We start from the raw sequence: 16,044 nt of genomic DNA, 5'->3' as shown, positions 1-16,044 counted from the left end.
TATTCCCTCCAGGTTTACTATTTTCATTGAGAGATTACTTACCCTTGTCTACATTCTATGCAGACAATCGGAAGATAAGCCCCCATATCTTTGCAAAATTGGGGATTGAGGGAGTTGAAAAATGTTAATCTACCACACAATTTTTCAATTAATCTTAAACGCTCAGAGTCTGAAAGATCAAATGAAGCCGGAGGTTTTTTCAAGGAGGAATTGGTGGGCGAGGGAGTGGCAGGCATGATTGGGGAATTAATCGTTACTGCCTTGATGAAACGCGTTGTTCAGGGTGTTATTATTGACTCCGGTATACGAGATGTTGCTCAAATACGTGATTTATGTTTCCGGATCTGGACGAAGGAGGTCTTCTCTCAAGGAACCACCAGGTCGAAGGGCGGCTGGGTCAATGTGCCAACCGTTTGCAGAGGGGTAACTGTAGATCCAGGTGACTTGATCATGGCTGATGATGATGGGGTAGTCGTAGTCAAAAAGGATGACCTTTAGTTCGCACTAGAGTCATCCAAACAACGTGTTCAAAAAGAAGTGGGTATTAAGGAGAAAATAGCAAGAGGAGAAATAAGCTTAGACTTTTACAACCTAAGACCAACATTGGATAAAGAACAGGTTGTTTACTACGAAGACGAAGCAGAGTTTAAAAAATTGAAATGACAGCTGCTTTGTAACAACAAGGTAAAAACTAATATACAATAAAAAGAACACACAGCATTTCAAAAGCGGAAAATACTGTGTGTTCTTTTTATATAACAAATAAAAAATATTTTCAAATACCACGTAGCCCCTCATAATTATCTTTTGCTATACCATAGGATATATTCTTAATCATATGGATAATTTCCATAGGTGCTCCAACCTTGTTTGATAATCAGAGTAAATCATATAATGATCAAAATGGATATTGGCGATCTTTTGTTTGAATGGAAACCCATTTTGTAGTTGTGAATTCTTCTACCACCCATGGATTGCCAAACCGGCCTAATCCGCTCGCTTTATTTCCCCCAAATGGGATATTCGGTGCGTCATTCACCGTCTGGTCGTTGATATGGGTCATGCCGCTATCAATTTGTAATGCAAGATTTTCCCCATTTTTTAAATCGCTAGTAAAAATGGCAGAACTTAAGCCATACTCTGTATCGTTGGCGTAGGCAATGGCTTCTTCATCTGTTTCCGCTTTTATAATGGTAGCAATCGGAGCAAAAAGCTCGGTTTGCGCCAACTTGCTCGAATTTTGAACATCTGTAAAAACATACGGGGTTAGAATGTTGCCAATCCGTTTGCCTTCCAAGGCGACAGTTACACCTTGTTCTTTAGCTTCTTCAATATACCGCATTGCTTTTTCTAACTGTTGCTTATTTACCAATGGCCCGATGACGGTATTTGGATCAATTGGATCTCCACAAGGAAGCTGTTTGGCCCGTTCTACAAATTTAGCGACAAAGTCGTCATATTTGTTTTTGTGAACAATGAACCGGTTGATAATCATGCAAATTTGGCCCTGATGGACAAATTTTCCAAAAATGGCGGCCTTGACGGCTTGGTCAATTTCTGCGTCAGATAAAACGACAAATGGGCTGTTTCCTCCAAGTTCAAGTGCAACCCGCTTTAAATTTTGTCCGGCAATGGCACCAATATGGCGCCCAACCGAAGTAGAACCAGTAAAACTGATGAGTTTCGAAATCGGGTTTGTTAACATGTTATCACCGATTTCGTTAATATCCGTTAAAATCATATTTAAAACACCTTTAGGTAAACCAGCGTATTCAAACGCTTTTGCAATAATCGTACCGCCGGAGAGGGCAACTTGGATGTCAGGTTTGTGGACAACACTATTTCCAAGTGCAATGGCCGGGGCTATTGTCCTCATTGATAAATTCATCGGAAAATTAAAAGGTGAAATGGAAGCAATCACGCCTAATGGCAGTCTGTGTATATGATTTAATTTGGCATTATCCGGACCTGGAACTTCTCGCACTTTACCGATTTCATCAGCAAATTTTATCGACTCCTCTAAAATTTCGATGGTCAGATGGAATTCGATATTTGATTTTAACACGGTACCACCTGTCTCAAGTCCAATGGTTCTGACAATTTCCTTGCGGTTCCTGTTTAAATAATCTAATGCCTTATGGAGAACTGCTCTTCTTTCTTCAACGGTTGACTTTGCCCATTGCTTCTGAGCTTCTTGGGCAATTAGAAATGCTTCATCCAACTGTTCTTTTGATGCTAGGCGAACGGAAGTAAAGACGGAATCATCATATGGGTTCAAAATATCATAGGTTCTTTCACTTTGGCCTTCTGTCCATTCTCCGTTAATAAAACTCTGATTTAACACCCCAACTGCTTGCATGAAAAAACTCCTCCCATCAATAAGCTAATAATTCCTCTACATATTGTAACGCTTACAAAAAAGTTGTACGTAGCATGTACAGTTAAACTAGTAAAATATTCAACTGAATAGTGCGAATTCTAGCAACGATATTTTGGAAAGTAAACTCAATTGTTGCTATATATGCAACAGTGATGAAAAAATTAATTCTTATTCTAGCAAAATAGGAATCAATGGACCGTTCCTCGATTATTTTTTGTATGTTTTAATCAATTGCTTAATAAATGCATCCATCGTGTTGTCTATGAATAAATCTTTTTTATACACGATCCCTATCATTTTTCGGAAGCCACGATCCATGATCCGTATCTGCCTAATCTTGTCGTCATGAATGGTAGAAAGATAGGACTTTGGTAGAATGGTGGCTAAGTCATGATTCTTTTTTATGAGTTGAAGCAATGCCTCTACTGTCGAGAACTCAATTCTTGGTTGGATGGTGAAGCCCACCTTTTGACTCTCTTCCTCAAAAAAGTGACGCATGGTAAATTGATGGGGCAGAAGGGTTAAGGGATAGGTTTGCAAATCTTTTAACTGAATGGAATCGATCTCTGCAAGTTCGTGAAGATGGGAAATGACTAAATAAAATTCCTCTTCAAAAAGTGGAATCGTTTCTAGCCGATTGTCTTCCTCCATTAAAAAGGTTACTCCCAAGTCTAATTCATTTTGCAAAAGCCTATGAAAGGTTTCTTTCGTTCTCAAATCAATGATAGAAAGCTCGATGCCAGGATATTTTTCATGAAAGGATACGACGGGAGATGTGAGTAAATGCCCTCCTGAACATCCAATCGACAATTTTCCCCGTAAAATTCCTCTCACGTCCTTGATTTTCGTACTTGCCTGTTCCAATTCAAAAAAGATCCGTTCGCAATGTTCCAATAGAATGTTTCCGGCATAGGTTAAACGTACCTTTTTCCCGGCCCGGCTGAACAGGGGCGTACCAAGCCGGGCTTCCAACAACCGGATTTGCTGACTCAATGTAGGCTGACTGATTCTTAATTTTTCTGCGGCTTTCGTAAAATGTAATTCCTGAGAAACGGTTACAAAATATTCTAATAGACGAAATTCCACTAGCTTCACATTCCTTTTTTGATAGTTTATATCTATGATAATCATTTAAAATATTATATTGAACAATGAAAGGGTTTACAAATATAATGGCATTAAAGTTTTAAAAGTCTAAATATTCTCAATTGTTATTTTGGACTTTAATCTAAGGACAGGAGATGTGTTTATGTCTAGTGAAAAAACTTCTATGGCATTAGCTCAAGTAGAGGCCCAAAATTTCAAGTACACAACATCCTCCGCTTTAATGGAGGCGCTTCAAGAATCTGGCGTTTCTTATATTTTCGCAAACTTAGGAAGTGACCATCCGGCCATTATCGAAAGCTGGGCACAGGCTCAATTGGAAAACAAAGAATTCCCGCAAGTGATCATATGCCCGCATGAAATGGTTGCCTTAAGTGCTGCACATGGATTTGCACAGGTTAGCGGAAAACCCCAGGCTGTTTTTGTACATGTCGAATGTGGAACCCAAAACATGGGCGGGGCCATACATAATGCGGCCAGAGGAAGAGTACCAGTATTTATTCTTGCAGGAGCTTCGCCATTTACGCAGGAGGGGGAACTTTTAGGAAGCCGGAATGAACATATTCACTGGCTCCAGGATGTATTTGACCAGCGAGGGATTGTACGGGAATATGTTAAATATGACAATGAAATCCGGTCAGGGAAAAATGTAAAGCAGCTGGTTCAGCGGGCGCTGCAAATAGCAGAGAGTGATCCAAAGGGACCCGTCTATTTAATGGCACCCCGTGAGGTGTTGGAAGCAGAAATGGAACCTCCAGTAGTTGATTATCGTGGCTGGAAACCACTTTCTTCGTGTGCAATTGCACCAGACGATGTAGTAAAACTTGCCAAGAATCTATTCAAAGCCGAACATCCTTTAATTGTCACTTCCTACCTTGGCCGAAATACGGACGCGGTTTCGGAGTTGGTCAAGCTTAGCGAGAAGTTAGCGATTCCGGTATTGGAGTCCGTACCAAACTATGTGAATTTTCCCGCTGACCATCCGATGCATGTAGGGTATCAATGGAATGCTCCTGTTCAAAATGAATTATTAAGTCAAGCTGACTTTATTCTGGTCATTGATAGCGATATTCCTTGGATTCCATTAGTCAATAAGCCTGCTGAAGGATGCGCGATCTCATATATTGACGTAGATCCATTAAAAGAGAAAACACCACTTTGGTACATTCCGTCTGAGAGCTTCTTTAAAGCGGATTCATTTGTGGCTCTTCAGCAGTTGAATTCCTATATTGATAGTGTCAATGATATAAATCAAGTGAAAATTTCTGAGCGCTATCTCAAAATAGCTAATATCCATTCGAAACAAAGAAAGGAATGGAAAGAGAATGAGAATTTACAGAACCCAGACATCATTACACCCCAGTATTTAACAGCCTGTATTCGCGAGGCTATTGATGAAAACACGATTGTGATGACGGAGTCTATTACGAATTATGATGTTGTTTCCAAACACCTTCCACGGAATACGCCTGCAACGCTATTTGGAAGTGGGGCAAGCTCACTGGGTTGGCACGGTGGCGCCGCCATTGGTGCTAAGCTGGCAGCTCCAGATAAAATGATTGTCAATCTCACAGGAGATGGGACATACATTTTCAGTAATCCTACACCTGTCCACTGGATCTCAAGAAAATATAACGTTCCATTCTTAACGGTGATTTATAACAATCATGGCTGGGGGGCGCCTAGGATGTCAACATTGGGTGTACATCCAAATGGGATTGCCAGTCAAACCGATCAATTTTGGGTGAATTTCGACCCTGTGGCGGATTTATCAAAGGTAGCCGAAGCGGCCGGCGGAGCCTATGCTCAAATTATTGAAAAACCAGAGGAACTGATGGAAAGCCTAGTCAAGGCAATCGAGATTGTCAAAAGCGGGAGATCGGCTGTATTAGATGTACGGCTGCAGAATGTGTCCCATCAGCAACTATAAGATCTGAACTTTTGTGTTCAAGTCTTTTCTAAATGGGGTCAACATGCAAATAAAAATGCCTATGTTTAAGGCTATATTTCCAAATATAAAGGGATATTCAAAAAAAATCTATATTCAAAAATAAGGAGGATAACGCATGAAGAAAAAGGGCTGGCAGCGCTATCATACTATTTGGGCAATGCTGTTTTTAGGCTGGTTTGTTTCCTATATTGACCGGACAGCAACCGGACCTGTCATTACATGGATGATTGACAATAAGGTGTCTTTCCTGTCAAACGTACCAAATCCACATGGATTAGGGGGATTAATCGGCAGTTTATTCTTCGCCGGTTTTATGATGAACCAATATCCTGGCGGTTCCATTGGTGATAAATTTGGGCACCGGACAGTTGTGGTTTTAAGTATTGTATGGGCAGGGATTACGACCCTATTCACAGGGTTTATCACGGGCTTAATCCTGTTTGTTCTTTTACGTGTGTTATTGGGATTGGGAGAAGGGGTCTTTTATTCGAATGACCGTTCCTATATTGTCTATCATTCACCAAAGGAAAAAGTCGGGCTTGGAATGGGTGTCGTCATTACCGGACTTTCGGTTGGACTAACTGTTGCGACTCTCGGTGTCCCGCTCCTTCTCAACGCGATGGAACCAGTGATGGGTAAAGAGGCATGGCGTTCTCCTTTTATCATTCTCGGTGTAATAACTTTAATCGCTTCACTCCTAATTTTTAAATATATGAAACCTTTAACTGCATCTGTTCAGAAAATGAACCCAGAATCTCCGGCAGTCAAAGAAGTGTATGGAAGTGCATTTCTTTTAATGTTGAAGTATGCAGCTGTTTTCGTTGTCATCATTATGGGCATTTACTTTGCTGCACTAAAAATGGGGTTATCCGATATTTCCATTGCTTTTATTTTAGTCTGTCTTTGTCCGCTCTTTATTGTTTTCCTTTACAAGACACGGAAATCTGAAATTCGTCCTGTTTTAGCCAATAAAAACTTAATTTTCCTTTACGTTTCCTTTATTCCGGTTATTTGGCACTTGTGGCTGTATGGTTATTGGTCGGTATCGATTGTGAAGGATTTTGGCGGCGGAGCGCTCGTTGCTGCCGCGTTGGTTGCTTCCTTTAATGGTATTGCTGGAATTGTTGGCTTCCCCATTGGAGGAAAGATTTCAGATATGGTAGCTGGAACGGAAAATGGCAGGCGTAATGTATTAGCCGTTATGACTGCATTACTAACAGTATCAATTTTTATATTTGCTGCCTACGTAATGACGGGTCATAACAATCCTGTCATCATGTCGATCATCCTTTTTGTATCTGGGTTATTCTTCTTTGCCCTTCAGCCAGTGTCGCATGCTTTAAATGCTGAAATTGCCCCTGAAAATAATCGGGGTGCTGCTTTCGGGATGTTCAATTTTATCTCGGAGATCGGTGCTGTTCTCTCTCCTGTTGTTTCAGGTGTTCTCCGTGATAGTACAGGCAGCTGGGGAGCGCCGCTGTTGTTGGATGGTGTTCTCCTTGCAGCCAGCTGTATCCTTGTGTTATGCGTCAACAGAGGAGTCTCCACGCAAATGAGCTTAACTGTTGAGAAATAAACGGTAAACTAAGCAGGATAAAAACCGCCTCGTCTTTTTCAAAGGATAAAAGACGGGGGCTGGTTCATTTTTAAAAAGGATAGTAGGTGTGATTTTACATAATCAGAAAAGTTTAAATAATCAGTTCATGAGTAGCATAGGCTCATTACCTTACTATAAAATTTTTTTCACTTTAAAGTGAAGGAGGAATGAATAAAATGCAATTGTTTAGAAAGACATTGGATGAAAGAGCGTTCCAGCTATTAAAAGAAAAAATGGAGCAAGGACTGCTGCCACAGTGGGTCGTCACAGATCCGGATCTTTATGAACTGGAAATTGAAAAAATATATGGGCATACATGGCAATTTCTTGGACATGAATCGGAGTTAAAAGAGCCTGGCAGCTATGTGACAAGGTGGATGGTAAATGATCCAATTCTTCTCGTAAAAAATCGCAATGGTGAAATTAACGCTTATCTTAACTCTTGTACACATCGTGGAACGCAGCTTTGCACGGCGGACCGGGGAAACAAAAAGTCTTTCACTTGTCCATATCATGGCTGGAGCTTTAATCTTGATGGGGATTTAATCGGCATCGTCGCTGGAAATAAAGTGTATGGTGAAGAAATGGATAAATCCGAGTGGGGACTGCGTAAAGTCCCGCAGATTGGCATTTACCAGGGGATGATTTTTGGAAACCTTGATCCAAATGCTGAAGGTCTTGTAGATTTCTTAGGTGATATGAAGTGGTATTTAGATATGATGATGGGCAGAAGTGATGGTGGAATGGAAGTCATTGGGCTGCCACAGCGCTGGGTAGCAAAAGCGAATTGGAAGGCAACGGCGGAAAACTTTGCTGCTGACCCCTACCATGTCCAAACCACTCATCGTTCTACCGTTGAAATGGGAATAAGTCCAGAAGACCCACTTTATGCGGGTTACGGACACCAGGTAGTCATGGACCATGCACATGGAATTAATGTGATCACATCTAAAACAGGGCAAGCTAGAGTGCCATTTCAGGGAACTCCTGAATCGATGTGGCCGATGTTCAAGAAAAACGTAACTCCGGAACAATATGACATTCTTTCAAGAGTGACGGTTTTTGTTGGCGGCGTGTATCCAAATCTTTCCTTTGTCAGTCCGATTCATGGGACAGAAGGACATTTGCATAATTATTTGAATTTCCGGCTATGGAGACCGATGGGACCTGATAAAGTAGAGGTATGGTGCTGGTTCTTTATTGATAAAGCGGCTCCGAAGGAATATAAGGAAGCAGCTTATAAAGGTTATTTAGGATCATTTGGTCCGACCGGAACACTTGAGCAGGATGATACGGAAACATGGGCACGAATTGTCGAAGTAAGCAGCGGATTGATGATGCGTGATAAAGAATTAAGCTATAACAACGTCAGCAACTATTTAATGGGAATGAACCGGATTGAACCAGATGAAAATTTCCCAGGTCCTGGAACCGCTTATCCAACCTGCTATCTTGATGCGATCTCTAGAAAAATGCATGAAGAATGGCTTGAATTGATTTCAAAAGATCTCTTTGTGAAGGAGGAAGTTTAAATGGATTCCAACGTGCAAATGAGAATCTCTCCTGAGGTGGAATTAGAAATTACTCGTTTTCTTTATAAGGAGGCTTATCTTTTAGATCACCGAAAATATAAAGAATGGCTCGAATTGTTGGCTGATGAAATCGAATATCGTATGCCACTAAGAGAAACGGTAGAAGGTGTTGGAGTTAATGATATTGCTAGTGATTCGTCCTTTTATGAAGAAACGAAGCTTTCACTTACTACACGGGTTAATCGATTGTATACAAAATCAGCTTGGGTGGAAAATCCGGCAACACGGCAGCGTCATTTTATCTCAAACATTGTCGTTGAACCGACTGAGGCTCCCAATGAATTTAAGGTCATTAGTTATTTCTTATATAAAAGGAGCAGAGGGTCTACACATGTAATTGAAGAACTGTTTGGTGAGAGAAATGATATTATTCGGAAGGTTAATAATGAATTTAAAATTGTTTCACGGACCATTTTTCCTGATCAGACTGTTATTACGACGATGAATATGAGTATGTTCTTATAGTTAGATTCCGAAAACTATTATTTTGTATTTTTGTCTTAATCGTTTTTGAGAAGTCTCATAAATAGAGTAAATCCGAAGTCTTGCTTTTTGCAAGGATTTCGGATTTTTTGTTATCGAAACAATCGGGAAGTCAATTATCATATATGAATAATAAAGGGAATGCACCCTGGGTGTGATTCCCTGTCAAAAGTAGCTTGATTAAATTAAAGTGTCCGTTAGTGTATTACTTCAAATACAATTTAGTTGGATAAGCCCCACTAAAACAGGCGATACATCTGCTGCTTGTGTCTGCTAAATCTACATCTACAGCCTCCAATAACCCTTCGGTACTTAAAAAGGCTAATGAATCTGCACCAATCACTTTTCCCATCGCACGTTCATGCTCATGCATATTAGCAAAAAGTTCCTCTTTTGTTGGCATATCCACTCCATAAAAACAAGGATTTTTGACCATAGGGGAACTTATTCGTACATGGACCTCCTTGGCACCTGCTTGACGAATCAATTGAACAATACGCTTACTGGTTGTTCCACGAACAATCGAATCATCTACAAGCACAACTCGCTTATCCTTGAGAATTTCCCTGACGGCACTTAATTTTAGACGAACGGCCAGGTCCCGCAGTTCCTGGGTCGGTTCAATAAAAGAACGGCCTGCGTAAGGGTTTTTAATGATACCCATTTCATAGGGAATACCCGATTGTTGGGCAAAACCCATGGCTGCAGGGACGCTTGATTCCGGAACGGCCACAACCACATCTGCTTGTGTCGGATGTTCTTTTGCAAGGATTTGGCCTAATTCTTTCCGGATGGATAAAACACTTCTACCATGAATGACACTATCTGGACGGGCAAAATAAACAAATTCAAAGGAACAAAGGGAAATATCGCCTTTTTCGGCAAATCTGCCTGTTTGAATACCTTTTTCATCAATAAGAATCCATTCTCCCGGCTCGACATCCCTCCAAAACTTGGCATCAACCGCCTCTAAAGCACAGGTTTCGGAAGCGGCGATAATAGATTCACCAATTTTTCCGAGGCTTAAAGGTCGTAACCCATGTCGATCCAAGGCAACAAGCATTTGTTTATCTGTCATGATAAGCAATGCAAATGAACCATCAATCCGCTTAAGCACTTCAGGTCCAGCTTTTTCAAAATATTTTTTACTGGAACGGGCAATAAGGTGAGCGATAATTTCCGTATCTGTTGTTGTCTGAAAGATGGCACCTTGTTGCTGGAGAACCTTCCGTTCGATAGCAGCATTCACCAGGTTCCCGTTATGGGCCACGGCCAAATCACCCTCACTATATTTAAAGACGAGGGGCTGTGCATTTTGCAATAAACTAGCACCGGAAGTGGAATATCGTACATGACCAATGGCCATATTTCCGCTTAATCCATCAAGAATCTCGCGTGAAAATACTTGAGTAACTAACCCCATTCCTCTGTGATGCCTAAATGACTTCCCGTCACTCACCACAATTCCTGCGCTCTCCTGACCGCGGTGTTGAAGGGCATGAAGTCCGTAATAAGTTAAATCGGACGCTTTAGGATGATTAAAAACTCCAAATACTCCGCATTTCTCCTGCATTCCTGTATCCATTTGTCTTCCTCCCATAATTTCATTCCCTTATTTTTGGCAAAGAGGAAATTTCTATCCTTTTTTATTCATTTCCTAGTTCGCCTGTTTTGGCTGCTCAAAGCTTAAAAGTTTTCGAGTTATTAATTAAAGGTGGGTGATTCAGGATAATCTAAAATCATTAAAAGATTAAAATACACAAGAATTTTTGTTGTTTGAAAGGGGGAAACACTGTGGAAGTAATTAAACCGGGTTCAACCATTGGCATCCTAGGCGGAGGGCAATTAGGAAGGATGATTTCAATTGCCGGGAGAAACATGGGATATCGCTTTATTACCCTGGATCCGACGCCAGACTCTCCATGTGGGCAAGCAGCGGATCAACAAATAATAAGTTCCTTTTCAGATCTCAAGGCTGCAAAGGAATTAGCCGATTCCTCAGATGTTATTACGTACGAATTTGAAAACGTCGATTCAAATGTGACTTCCTTGTTAGAAAATTCATCCTTTGTCCCACAAGGAAGCGAACTATTACAAATAACACAAAACAGGATCCGTGAAAAATCAACGTTGAATTTCTATAATGTGCCTGTCGCACCTTTCTTGGTCATAGAATCTGAAAATGATATACATAAAGCCGTTGATTGTTTTGGTTTTCCTTCCATTATGAAAACAGCTACCGGGGGGTACGATGGAAAAGGGCAATGGATAATAAAAAGCAGGGATGATATTCCAAATGCGATTGAGACTTGGGAAAATGCGGGGAAAGACATGATTATTGAAAAGTTTATTCCCTTTTCGAAAGAATTATCGGTCATTGTTGCCCGAAATTTACAAGGGCAGACAAAGACTTTTCCAGTTGCTGAAAATATACATGTCAATAATATCCTGCATCAGTCTATCGTTCCTGCAAGAATCACTGTTGAGCAACAAGAGAAAGCGAAAAAAATCTCATTAAAAGTGGCTGAGTCATTACAAGTAATCGGTTTAATTGCCATAGAAATGTTTCTTACCAATGATGGAGAAATCATCGTGAATGAGTTAGCACCCAGACCACATAATTCTGGACATTATTCAATGGATGCTTGTATAACATCACAATTTGAACAGCATATACGGGCCATATGTGGACTGCCTTTAGGAGATACTACCCTCTTAAGCCCGATTATTATGGTGAATATCTTAGGTCAACATTTAAGGGAAGTGCATACTAAAATCAATCAGCTTCCTCCAACAGCCAAGCTGCATTTATACGGTAAGAAGGAAAGTGTAGAAAATAGAAAAATGGGCCATATCAATTTTTTAGGTTCATCAATCGAACAAGTGGACCAGCAAATAAAGGATCTTAATATTTGGACCTAAAGGATCCACATAAGCCGTATTAGTATTTTCTTTTTAAAATTATTAGACAGGTGAATGAAGGAGTAACCCATAATGGAAAAACTAGAGCAGCTTTATGAAGGAAAAGCGAAAAAAGTATTCAAAACATCTGAACCAGAAACGTATTGGATTGAATATAAAGATGATGCGACTGCCTTTAATGGGGAGAAAAAAGCACAAATAGCAGGAAAGGGAACGCTAAATAACGAGATTAGTTCTATTTTCCTTAGTTTGCTGAAAGAAAAAGGGGTAGACAATCATTTTATTAAAAAAATTTCAGCAACGGAACAAATCGTTCAACAAGTCGATATTATTCCCATTGAGGTGGTGGTTCGAAACATCGCGGCAGGATCACTGGCAAAGAGGCTTGGATGGGACGAAGGAAAGAAACTCCCGAAGACGATTGTGGAATTTTACTACAAAAATGATGAGTTAGGGGACCCTATGATTAACAATGATCATATTGACATTCTTGGTCTCGCTGCAGAACAGGAATTAGTTGAAATTCGAAAACAAGCTCTAAAAATCAATGAAATCCTAAAAGAATTCCTACAGAACAAAAATATTATCTTGGTGGATTTTAAATTAGAGTTTGGCAAAACCCCAGCAGGGACCATCATTTTAGCGGATGAAATCTCCCCGGATACGTGCCGATTTTGGGATGCCGATACAATGAAAAAGCTAGATAAAGATCGGTTTAGACGGGATTTAGGCAGCGTCGAGGAAGCATATCAAGAAATATTAAGGAGAATCGGGGGTAGTGTAAATGTTTAAAGCAACTGTATACGTAACGCTGAGAGAAAGTGTTTTAGATCCACAAGGGAATGCCGTTCAGGAGTCACTGCATTCACTTGGATATGAAGAGGTGGGAGATGTACGCATAGGGAAATACATGGAGCTAGAAATAAATAGTGATGATCAAAAAGCGGCAGAAGAACGAGTGAGGGATATATGTGAAAAGCTATTAGCCAATACCGTGATTGAAGACTTTAGGTTTGACCTCAACAACATTGAAGGATAGGGGGAATTAAGTTGAATTTTGCTGTACTGGTTTTTCCTGGTTCAAATTGCGATATTGATATGTATAAAGCGGTTTTAGATACGATTGAACAATCGGTCGAATATGTATGGCATCTAGAAACGGACCTATCCAAATATGATGCAATTCTTGTCCCAGGAGGCTTCTCTTACGGGGATTATTTGCGGCCAGGTGCTGTTGCGAGTCTGTCTCCCGTCATGGAGCAGGTGAAAATAGCAGCGGAAGAGGGAAAATTGGTCCTTGGTGTCTGTAATGGATTTCAAATACTAACCGAAGCAGGGTTATTGCCAGGCGCTTTAAGAAGAAATCAACGTTTGAAATTTCATTGTGACACCATTGATTTAAAAGTAGAAAACAACCAAACTCCGTTCACATTAGAATATCAGGAAGGCGAAACGATTCGTATTCCCATTGCCCATGGCGATGGTAATTTTTATTGTGACCAAGAGACATTGGAACAATTAGAGCAGAACAATCAAATTGTTTTCAGATATAAAGGGACCAATCCAAATGGTTCTATTTCTGAGATTGCAGGGGTGATCAACGAGAGAGGAAATGTTTTAGGATTAATGCCCCATCCGGAACGTGCCGTTCACAAATGGCTCGGAACAGATGACGGAAAACGGATGTTTTCATCTATTTTAAGTTACTGGAGGCAACAACATGGTACAGCATAAAGAACCAACTCCCGAGCAAATCGCCGAGCAAAAGGTCTATCGGGAAATGGGATTAACGGACGAAGAGTTCGATAAAGTGATCGAGATTCTCGGGCGAAAACCTAATTATACGGAAACGGGAATATTTAGTGTCATGTGGTCCGAGCATTGCAGCTATAAAAATTCGAAGGTAGTCCTAAAGCGTTTTCCCACTACAGGTCCGCATGTCTTGCAAGGTCCTGGAGAAGGGGCTGGAATTGTTGATATTGGTGATAACCAAGCGGTCGTTTTTAAAATTGAAAGCCATAATCATCCATCAGCCATTGAGCCGTATCAAGGTGCTGCGACGGGGGTTGGCGGGATCATTCGTGATGTTTTTTCCATGGGTGCACGTCCGATTGCCTTATTAAACTCACTACGTTTTGGCGAACTTGATAACCCAAAAACGAAATATATTTTTGAAAATGTGGTCGCTGGTATTGCAGGATACGGTAACTGTATGGGTATTCCTACAGTTGGCGGGGAGATTTATTTTGATCCTTCATACGAAGGTAATCCTCTAGTCAATGCCATGTGTGTGGGTTTAATCAATCATGATGAAATTCAAAAAGGTGTCGCGAAAGGGATTAATAACCCGGTTATTTATGTTGGAGCTGCAACCGGAAGAGATGGTATACATGGAGCAACCTTTGCATCCGAGGAGTTGAGTGAGAATTCAGAAGCAAAACGTCCAGCTGTTCAAGTAGGCGATCCATTTATGGAAAAATTACTGCTGGAAGCGACTCTTGAATTGATTTCCTCAGGTCATGTAGTAGGAATACAGGATATGGGGGCTGCAGGATTAACCAGCTCCAGTTCTGAAATGGCCAGTAAAGCGGGTAATGGAATTGAATTAAACCTTGACCTCGTTCCACAACGTGAAAAAGGAATGAGTGCCTATGAAATGATGCTGTCAGAATCCCAAGAAAGAATGCTGGTTGTCGCCAAAAGTGGAAAAGAAGGGGAAGTAAAAAAGATTTTTGACAAATGGGGACTTCACTCTGCTGTGATTGGCCGAGTCACAGATGATAACCATCTTCGATTACTTCACAAAGGAGAGGTCGTTGCGGAAATCCCGGCAGACAAACTCGCAGAAGATGCACCGGTGTATTGTAAGCCCTCAAAGGAGGCTCCTTATTATGAACCATTTTCATCGATAGACGCAGCTGCAGTCATTGAAGAGCCTAACGATTATAATTCGGTTTTAAAGCAGCTGCTTGCCTCGCCTACGATTGCCAGTAAAGAGTGGGTATATCAACAGTACGATTATATGGTGAGAACAAATACCGCCGTCATACCAGGATCGGATGCTGCTGTTGTTGCGATCCGTGGAACAAGGAAAGCATTAGCGATGACGACGGATTGCAACGGCAGGTATGTGTACCTTGATCCGTTTGTTGGAGGAGCGATCGCGGTAGCAGAAGCAGCCCGTAATGTGGTTTGTTCCGGTGCGGAACCTCTAGCGATTACAGATAACTTAAATTTTGGGAGTCCAGAAAAACCAGAAATCTTCTGGCAGTTTGAAAAGGCTGCTGATGGCATTAGTGAAGCTTGCCGAAAACTTAATACTCCGGTTATTGGCGGAAACGTCAGTCTCTATAACGAGACAAAAGGAGAAGCCATTTTTCCAACCCCAACGATAGGCATGGTTGGGTTAATGAAAGATATTGCCCACATTACAACACAGGAGTTTAAAAATGAAGGCGATGTAATCTTTTTAATTGGGGAAACCAAAGCAGAAATAGGCGGATCGGAATACCAAAAAATGATGACAGGCAGGATCGAAGGCCGTCCGCCGCAGATAAACCTTGATTTGGAAAAGAAGATTCAAGCCTTTACCCTTAAGACCATTCAAGGCGGAATTATAAAATCAGCTCATGATACGGCAGAGGGCGGTTTAGCAGTTGCAATAGCTGAAAGCTGTATAGGCGGAAAGTTGGGAGCAGAAATCCATTTAACAGATGAATTGCGTACGGACCTAAGTCTCTTTAGTGAAACTCAATCTCGAATCATTGTATCTGTGTCAGAGGAACACGCTGAGAAGATCAAGGAAATGGCCAAACAGCAAGAGGTAGCGATAAAAGAAATCGGGAAAGTGAAGGGCAGCGAACTTTCTATTTTTCATAATGGTAATAACGTGATCACACAACCTTTTGCTTCATTGGATGCAGCCTGGCGAAATACTATTCCTGATATTATGCGTTCCGGATTACTAAAAAAGTTAAACATGCAGGAAATCTCTGCAAGTTTGCCGTAAAGGAGT

At 40.9% G+C, this 16,044-nt stretch carries 13 protein-coding genes; 10 read left to right on the top strand and 3 right to left on the bottom strand.

Annotated features, from left to right (window positions below; genetic code table 11):
* Positions 1-213: 213 nt before the first annotated feature.
* A complete protein-coding gene (locus M3226_RS24855) occupies positions 214-498 on the top strand; it encodes a hypothetical protein (protein ID WP_251571326.1) in 285 nt (94 codons plus the stop codon).
* A 400-nt stretch (positions 499-898) separates the two neighbouring features.
* Here the strand turns inward: M3226_RS24855 and M3226_RS24850 are convergent, their stop codons facing one another.
* On the bottom strand, positions 899-2,359 hold the full coding sequence (locus M3226_RS24850) for an aldehyde dehydrogenase family protein (protein WP_251571325.1): 1,461 nt from the start codon (positions 2,357-2,359) through the stop codon (positions 899-901).
* A 228-nt stretch (positions 2,360-2,587) separates the two neighbouring features.
* Positions 2,588-3,466, bottom strand: a complete 879-nt coding sequence (locus tag M3226_RS24845; protein WP_251571324.1) for a LysR family transcriptional regulator — start codon at positions 3,464-3,466, stop codon at positions 2,588-2,590.
* 163 nt (positions 3,467-3,629) lie between these two features.
* Between M3226_RS24845 and M3226_RS24840 the strand changes: the two genes are divergently transcribed.
* The 4 genes from M3226_RS24840 to M3226_RS24825 all read left to right on the top strand — a co-directional run bounded on the left by M3226_RS24840 (position 3,630) and on the right by M3226_RS24825 (position 9,089).
* Positions 3,630-5,414 carry a thiamine pyrophosphate-requiring protein gene (locus tag M3226_RS24840; protein ID WP_251571323.1) on the top strand — a complete coding sequence of 595 codons (1,785 nt, stop codon included), beginning with the start codon at positions 3,630-3,632 and terminating at the stop codon, positions 5,412-5,414.
* 136 nt (positions 5,415-5,550) lie between these two features.
* On the top strand, positions 5,551-7,011 hold the full coding sequence (locus M3226_RS24835) for an MFS transporter (protein ID WP_251571322.1): 1,461 nt from the start codon (positions 5,551-5,553) through the stop codon (positions 7,009-7,011).
* Between the two features lie 203 nt (positions 7,012-7,214).
* A complete protein-coding gene (locus tag M3226_RS24830) occupies positions 7,215-8,564 on the top strand; it encodes an aromatic ring-hydroxylating oxygenase subunit alpha (protein WP_374110687.1) in 1,350 nt (449 codons plus the stop codon).
* Positions 8,565-9,089 carry a 3-phenylpropionate/cinnamic acid dioxygenase subunit beta gene (locus tag M3226_RS24825; protein WP_251571320.1) on the top strand — a complete coding sequence of 175 codons (525 nt, stop codon included), beginning with the start codon at positions 8,565-8,567 and terminating at the stop codon, positions 9,087-9,089. It abuts the gene before it with no gap.
* A 223-nt stretch (positions 9,090-9,312) separates the two neighbouring features.
* Here M3226_RS24825 and purF read toward each other — a convergent pair whose 3' ends face one another.
* Positions 9,313-10,692, bottom strand: coding sequence for an amidophosphoribosyltransferase (gene purF, locus M3226_RS24820; RefSeq protein WP_251571319.1), 1,380 nt, complete (start codon positions 10,690-10,692; stop codon positions 9,313-9,315).
* A gap of 209 nt (positions 10,693-10,901) precedes the next feature.
* Between purF and purK the strand changes: the two genes are divergently transcribed.
* The 5 genes from purK (at position 10,902) to purL (ending at position 16,038) form a co-directional block, all read left to right on the top strand.
* Positions 10,902-12,029 (top strand): 5-(carboxyamino)imidazole ribonucleotide synthase, encoded by a 1,128-nt coding sequence (purK, locus tag M3226_RS24815; protein ID WP_308211986.1) that lies wholly within the window; start codon positions 10,902-10,904, stop codon positions 12,027-12,029.
* A 72-nt stretch (positions 12,030-12,101) separates the two neighbouring features.
* On the top strand, positions 12,102-12,821 hold the full coding sequence (gene purC / locus M3226_RS24810; RefSeq protein ID WP_251571317.1) for a phosphoribosylaminoimidazolesuccinocarboxamide synthase: 720 nt from the start codon (positions 12,102-12,104) through the stop codon (positions 12,819-12,821).
* The gene (gene purS, locus M3226_RS24805) at positions 12,814-13,068 is read left to right on the top strand and encodes a phosphoribosylformylglycinamidine synthase subunit PurS (protein WP_251571316.1); all 255 of its coding nucleotides are present in this window, start codon (positions 12,814-12,816) and stop codon (positions 13,066-13,068) included. Before purC ends, purS begins: the two co-directional genes overlap by 8 nt.
* A gap of 11 nt (positions 13,069-13,079) precedes the next feature.
* Positions 13,080-13,763 carry a phosphoribosylformylglycinamidine synthase subunit PurQ gene (gene purQ, locus M3226_RS24800; protein ID WP_251571315.1) on the top strand — a complete coding sequence of 228 codons (684 nt, stop codon included), beginning with the start codon at positions 13,080-13,082 and terminating at the stop codon, positions 13,761-13,763.
* Entirely contained in the window at positions 13,750-16,038 is a 2,289-nt protein-coding gene (gene purL / locus M3226_RS24795) for a phosphoribosylformylglycinamidine synthase subunit PurL (RefSeq protein WP_251571314.1), read from the top strand. The genes purQ and purL overlap by 14 nt, the downstream gene beginning before the upstream one ends.
* The last annotated feature ends 6 nt before the right edge of the window (positions 16,039-16,044 follow it).

This window comes from Neobacillus cucumis, assembly GCF_023715505.1.
This window is presented reverse-complemented; position numbering and strand designations above follow the sequence as displayed.

Bases quoted from the DNA above. Each gene is read 5' to 3' on its own strand.
- purL (WP_251571314.1), top strand. From the start codon at position 13,750: ATGGTACAGCATAAAGAACCAACTCCCGAGCAAATCGCCGAGCAAAAG.
- M3226_RS24850 (WP_251571325.1), bottom strand. From the start codon at position 2,359: ATGCAAGCAGTTGGGGTGTTAAATCAGAGTTTTATTAACGGAGAATGG.
- purF (WP_251571319.1), bottom strand. From the start codon at position 10,692: ATGGATACAGGAATGCAGGAGAAATGCGGAGTATTTGGAGTTTTTAAT.
- purC (WP_251571317.1), top strand. From the start codon at position 12,102: ATGGAAAAACTAGAGCAGCTTTATGAAGGAAAAGCGAAAAAAGTATTC.
- M3226_RS24825 (WP_251571320.1), top strand. From the start codon at position 8,565: ATGGATTCCAACGTGCAAATGAGAATCTCTCCTGAGGTGGAATTAGAA.
- M3226_RS24840 (WP_251571323.1), top strand. From the start codon at position 3,630: ATGTCTAGTGAAAAAACTTCTATGGCATTAGCTCAAGTAGAGGCCCAA.
- M3226_RS24835 (WP_251571322.1), top strand. From the start codon at position 5,551: ATGAAGAAAAAGGGCTGGCAGCGCTATCATACTATTTGGGCAATGCTG.
- purS (WP_251571316.1), top strand. From the start codon at position 12,814: ATGTTTAAAGCAACTGTATACGTAACGCTGAGAGAAAGTGTTTTAGAT.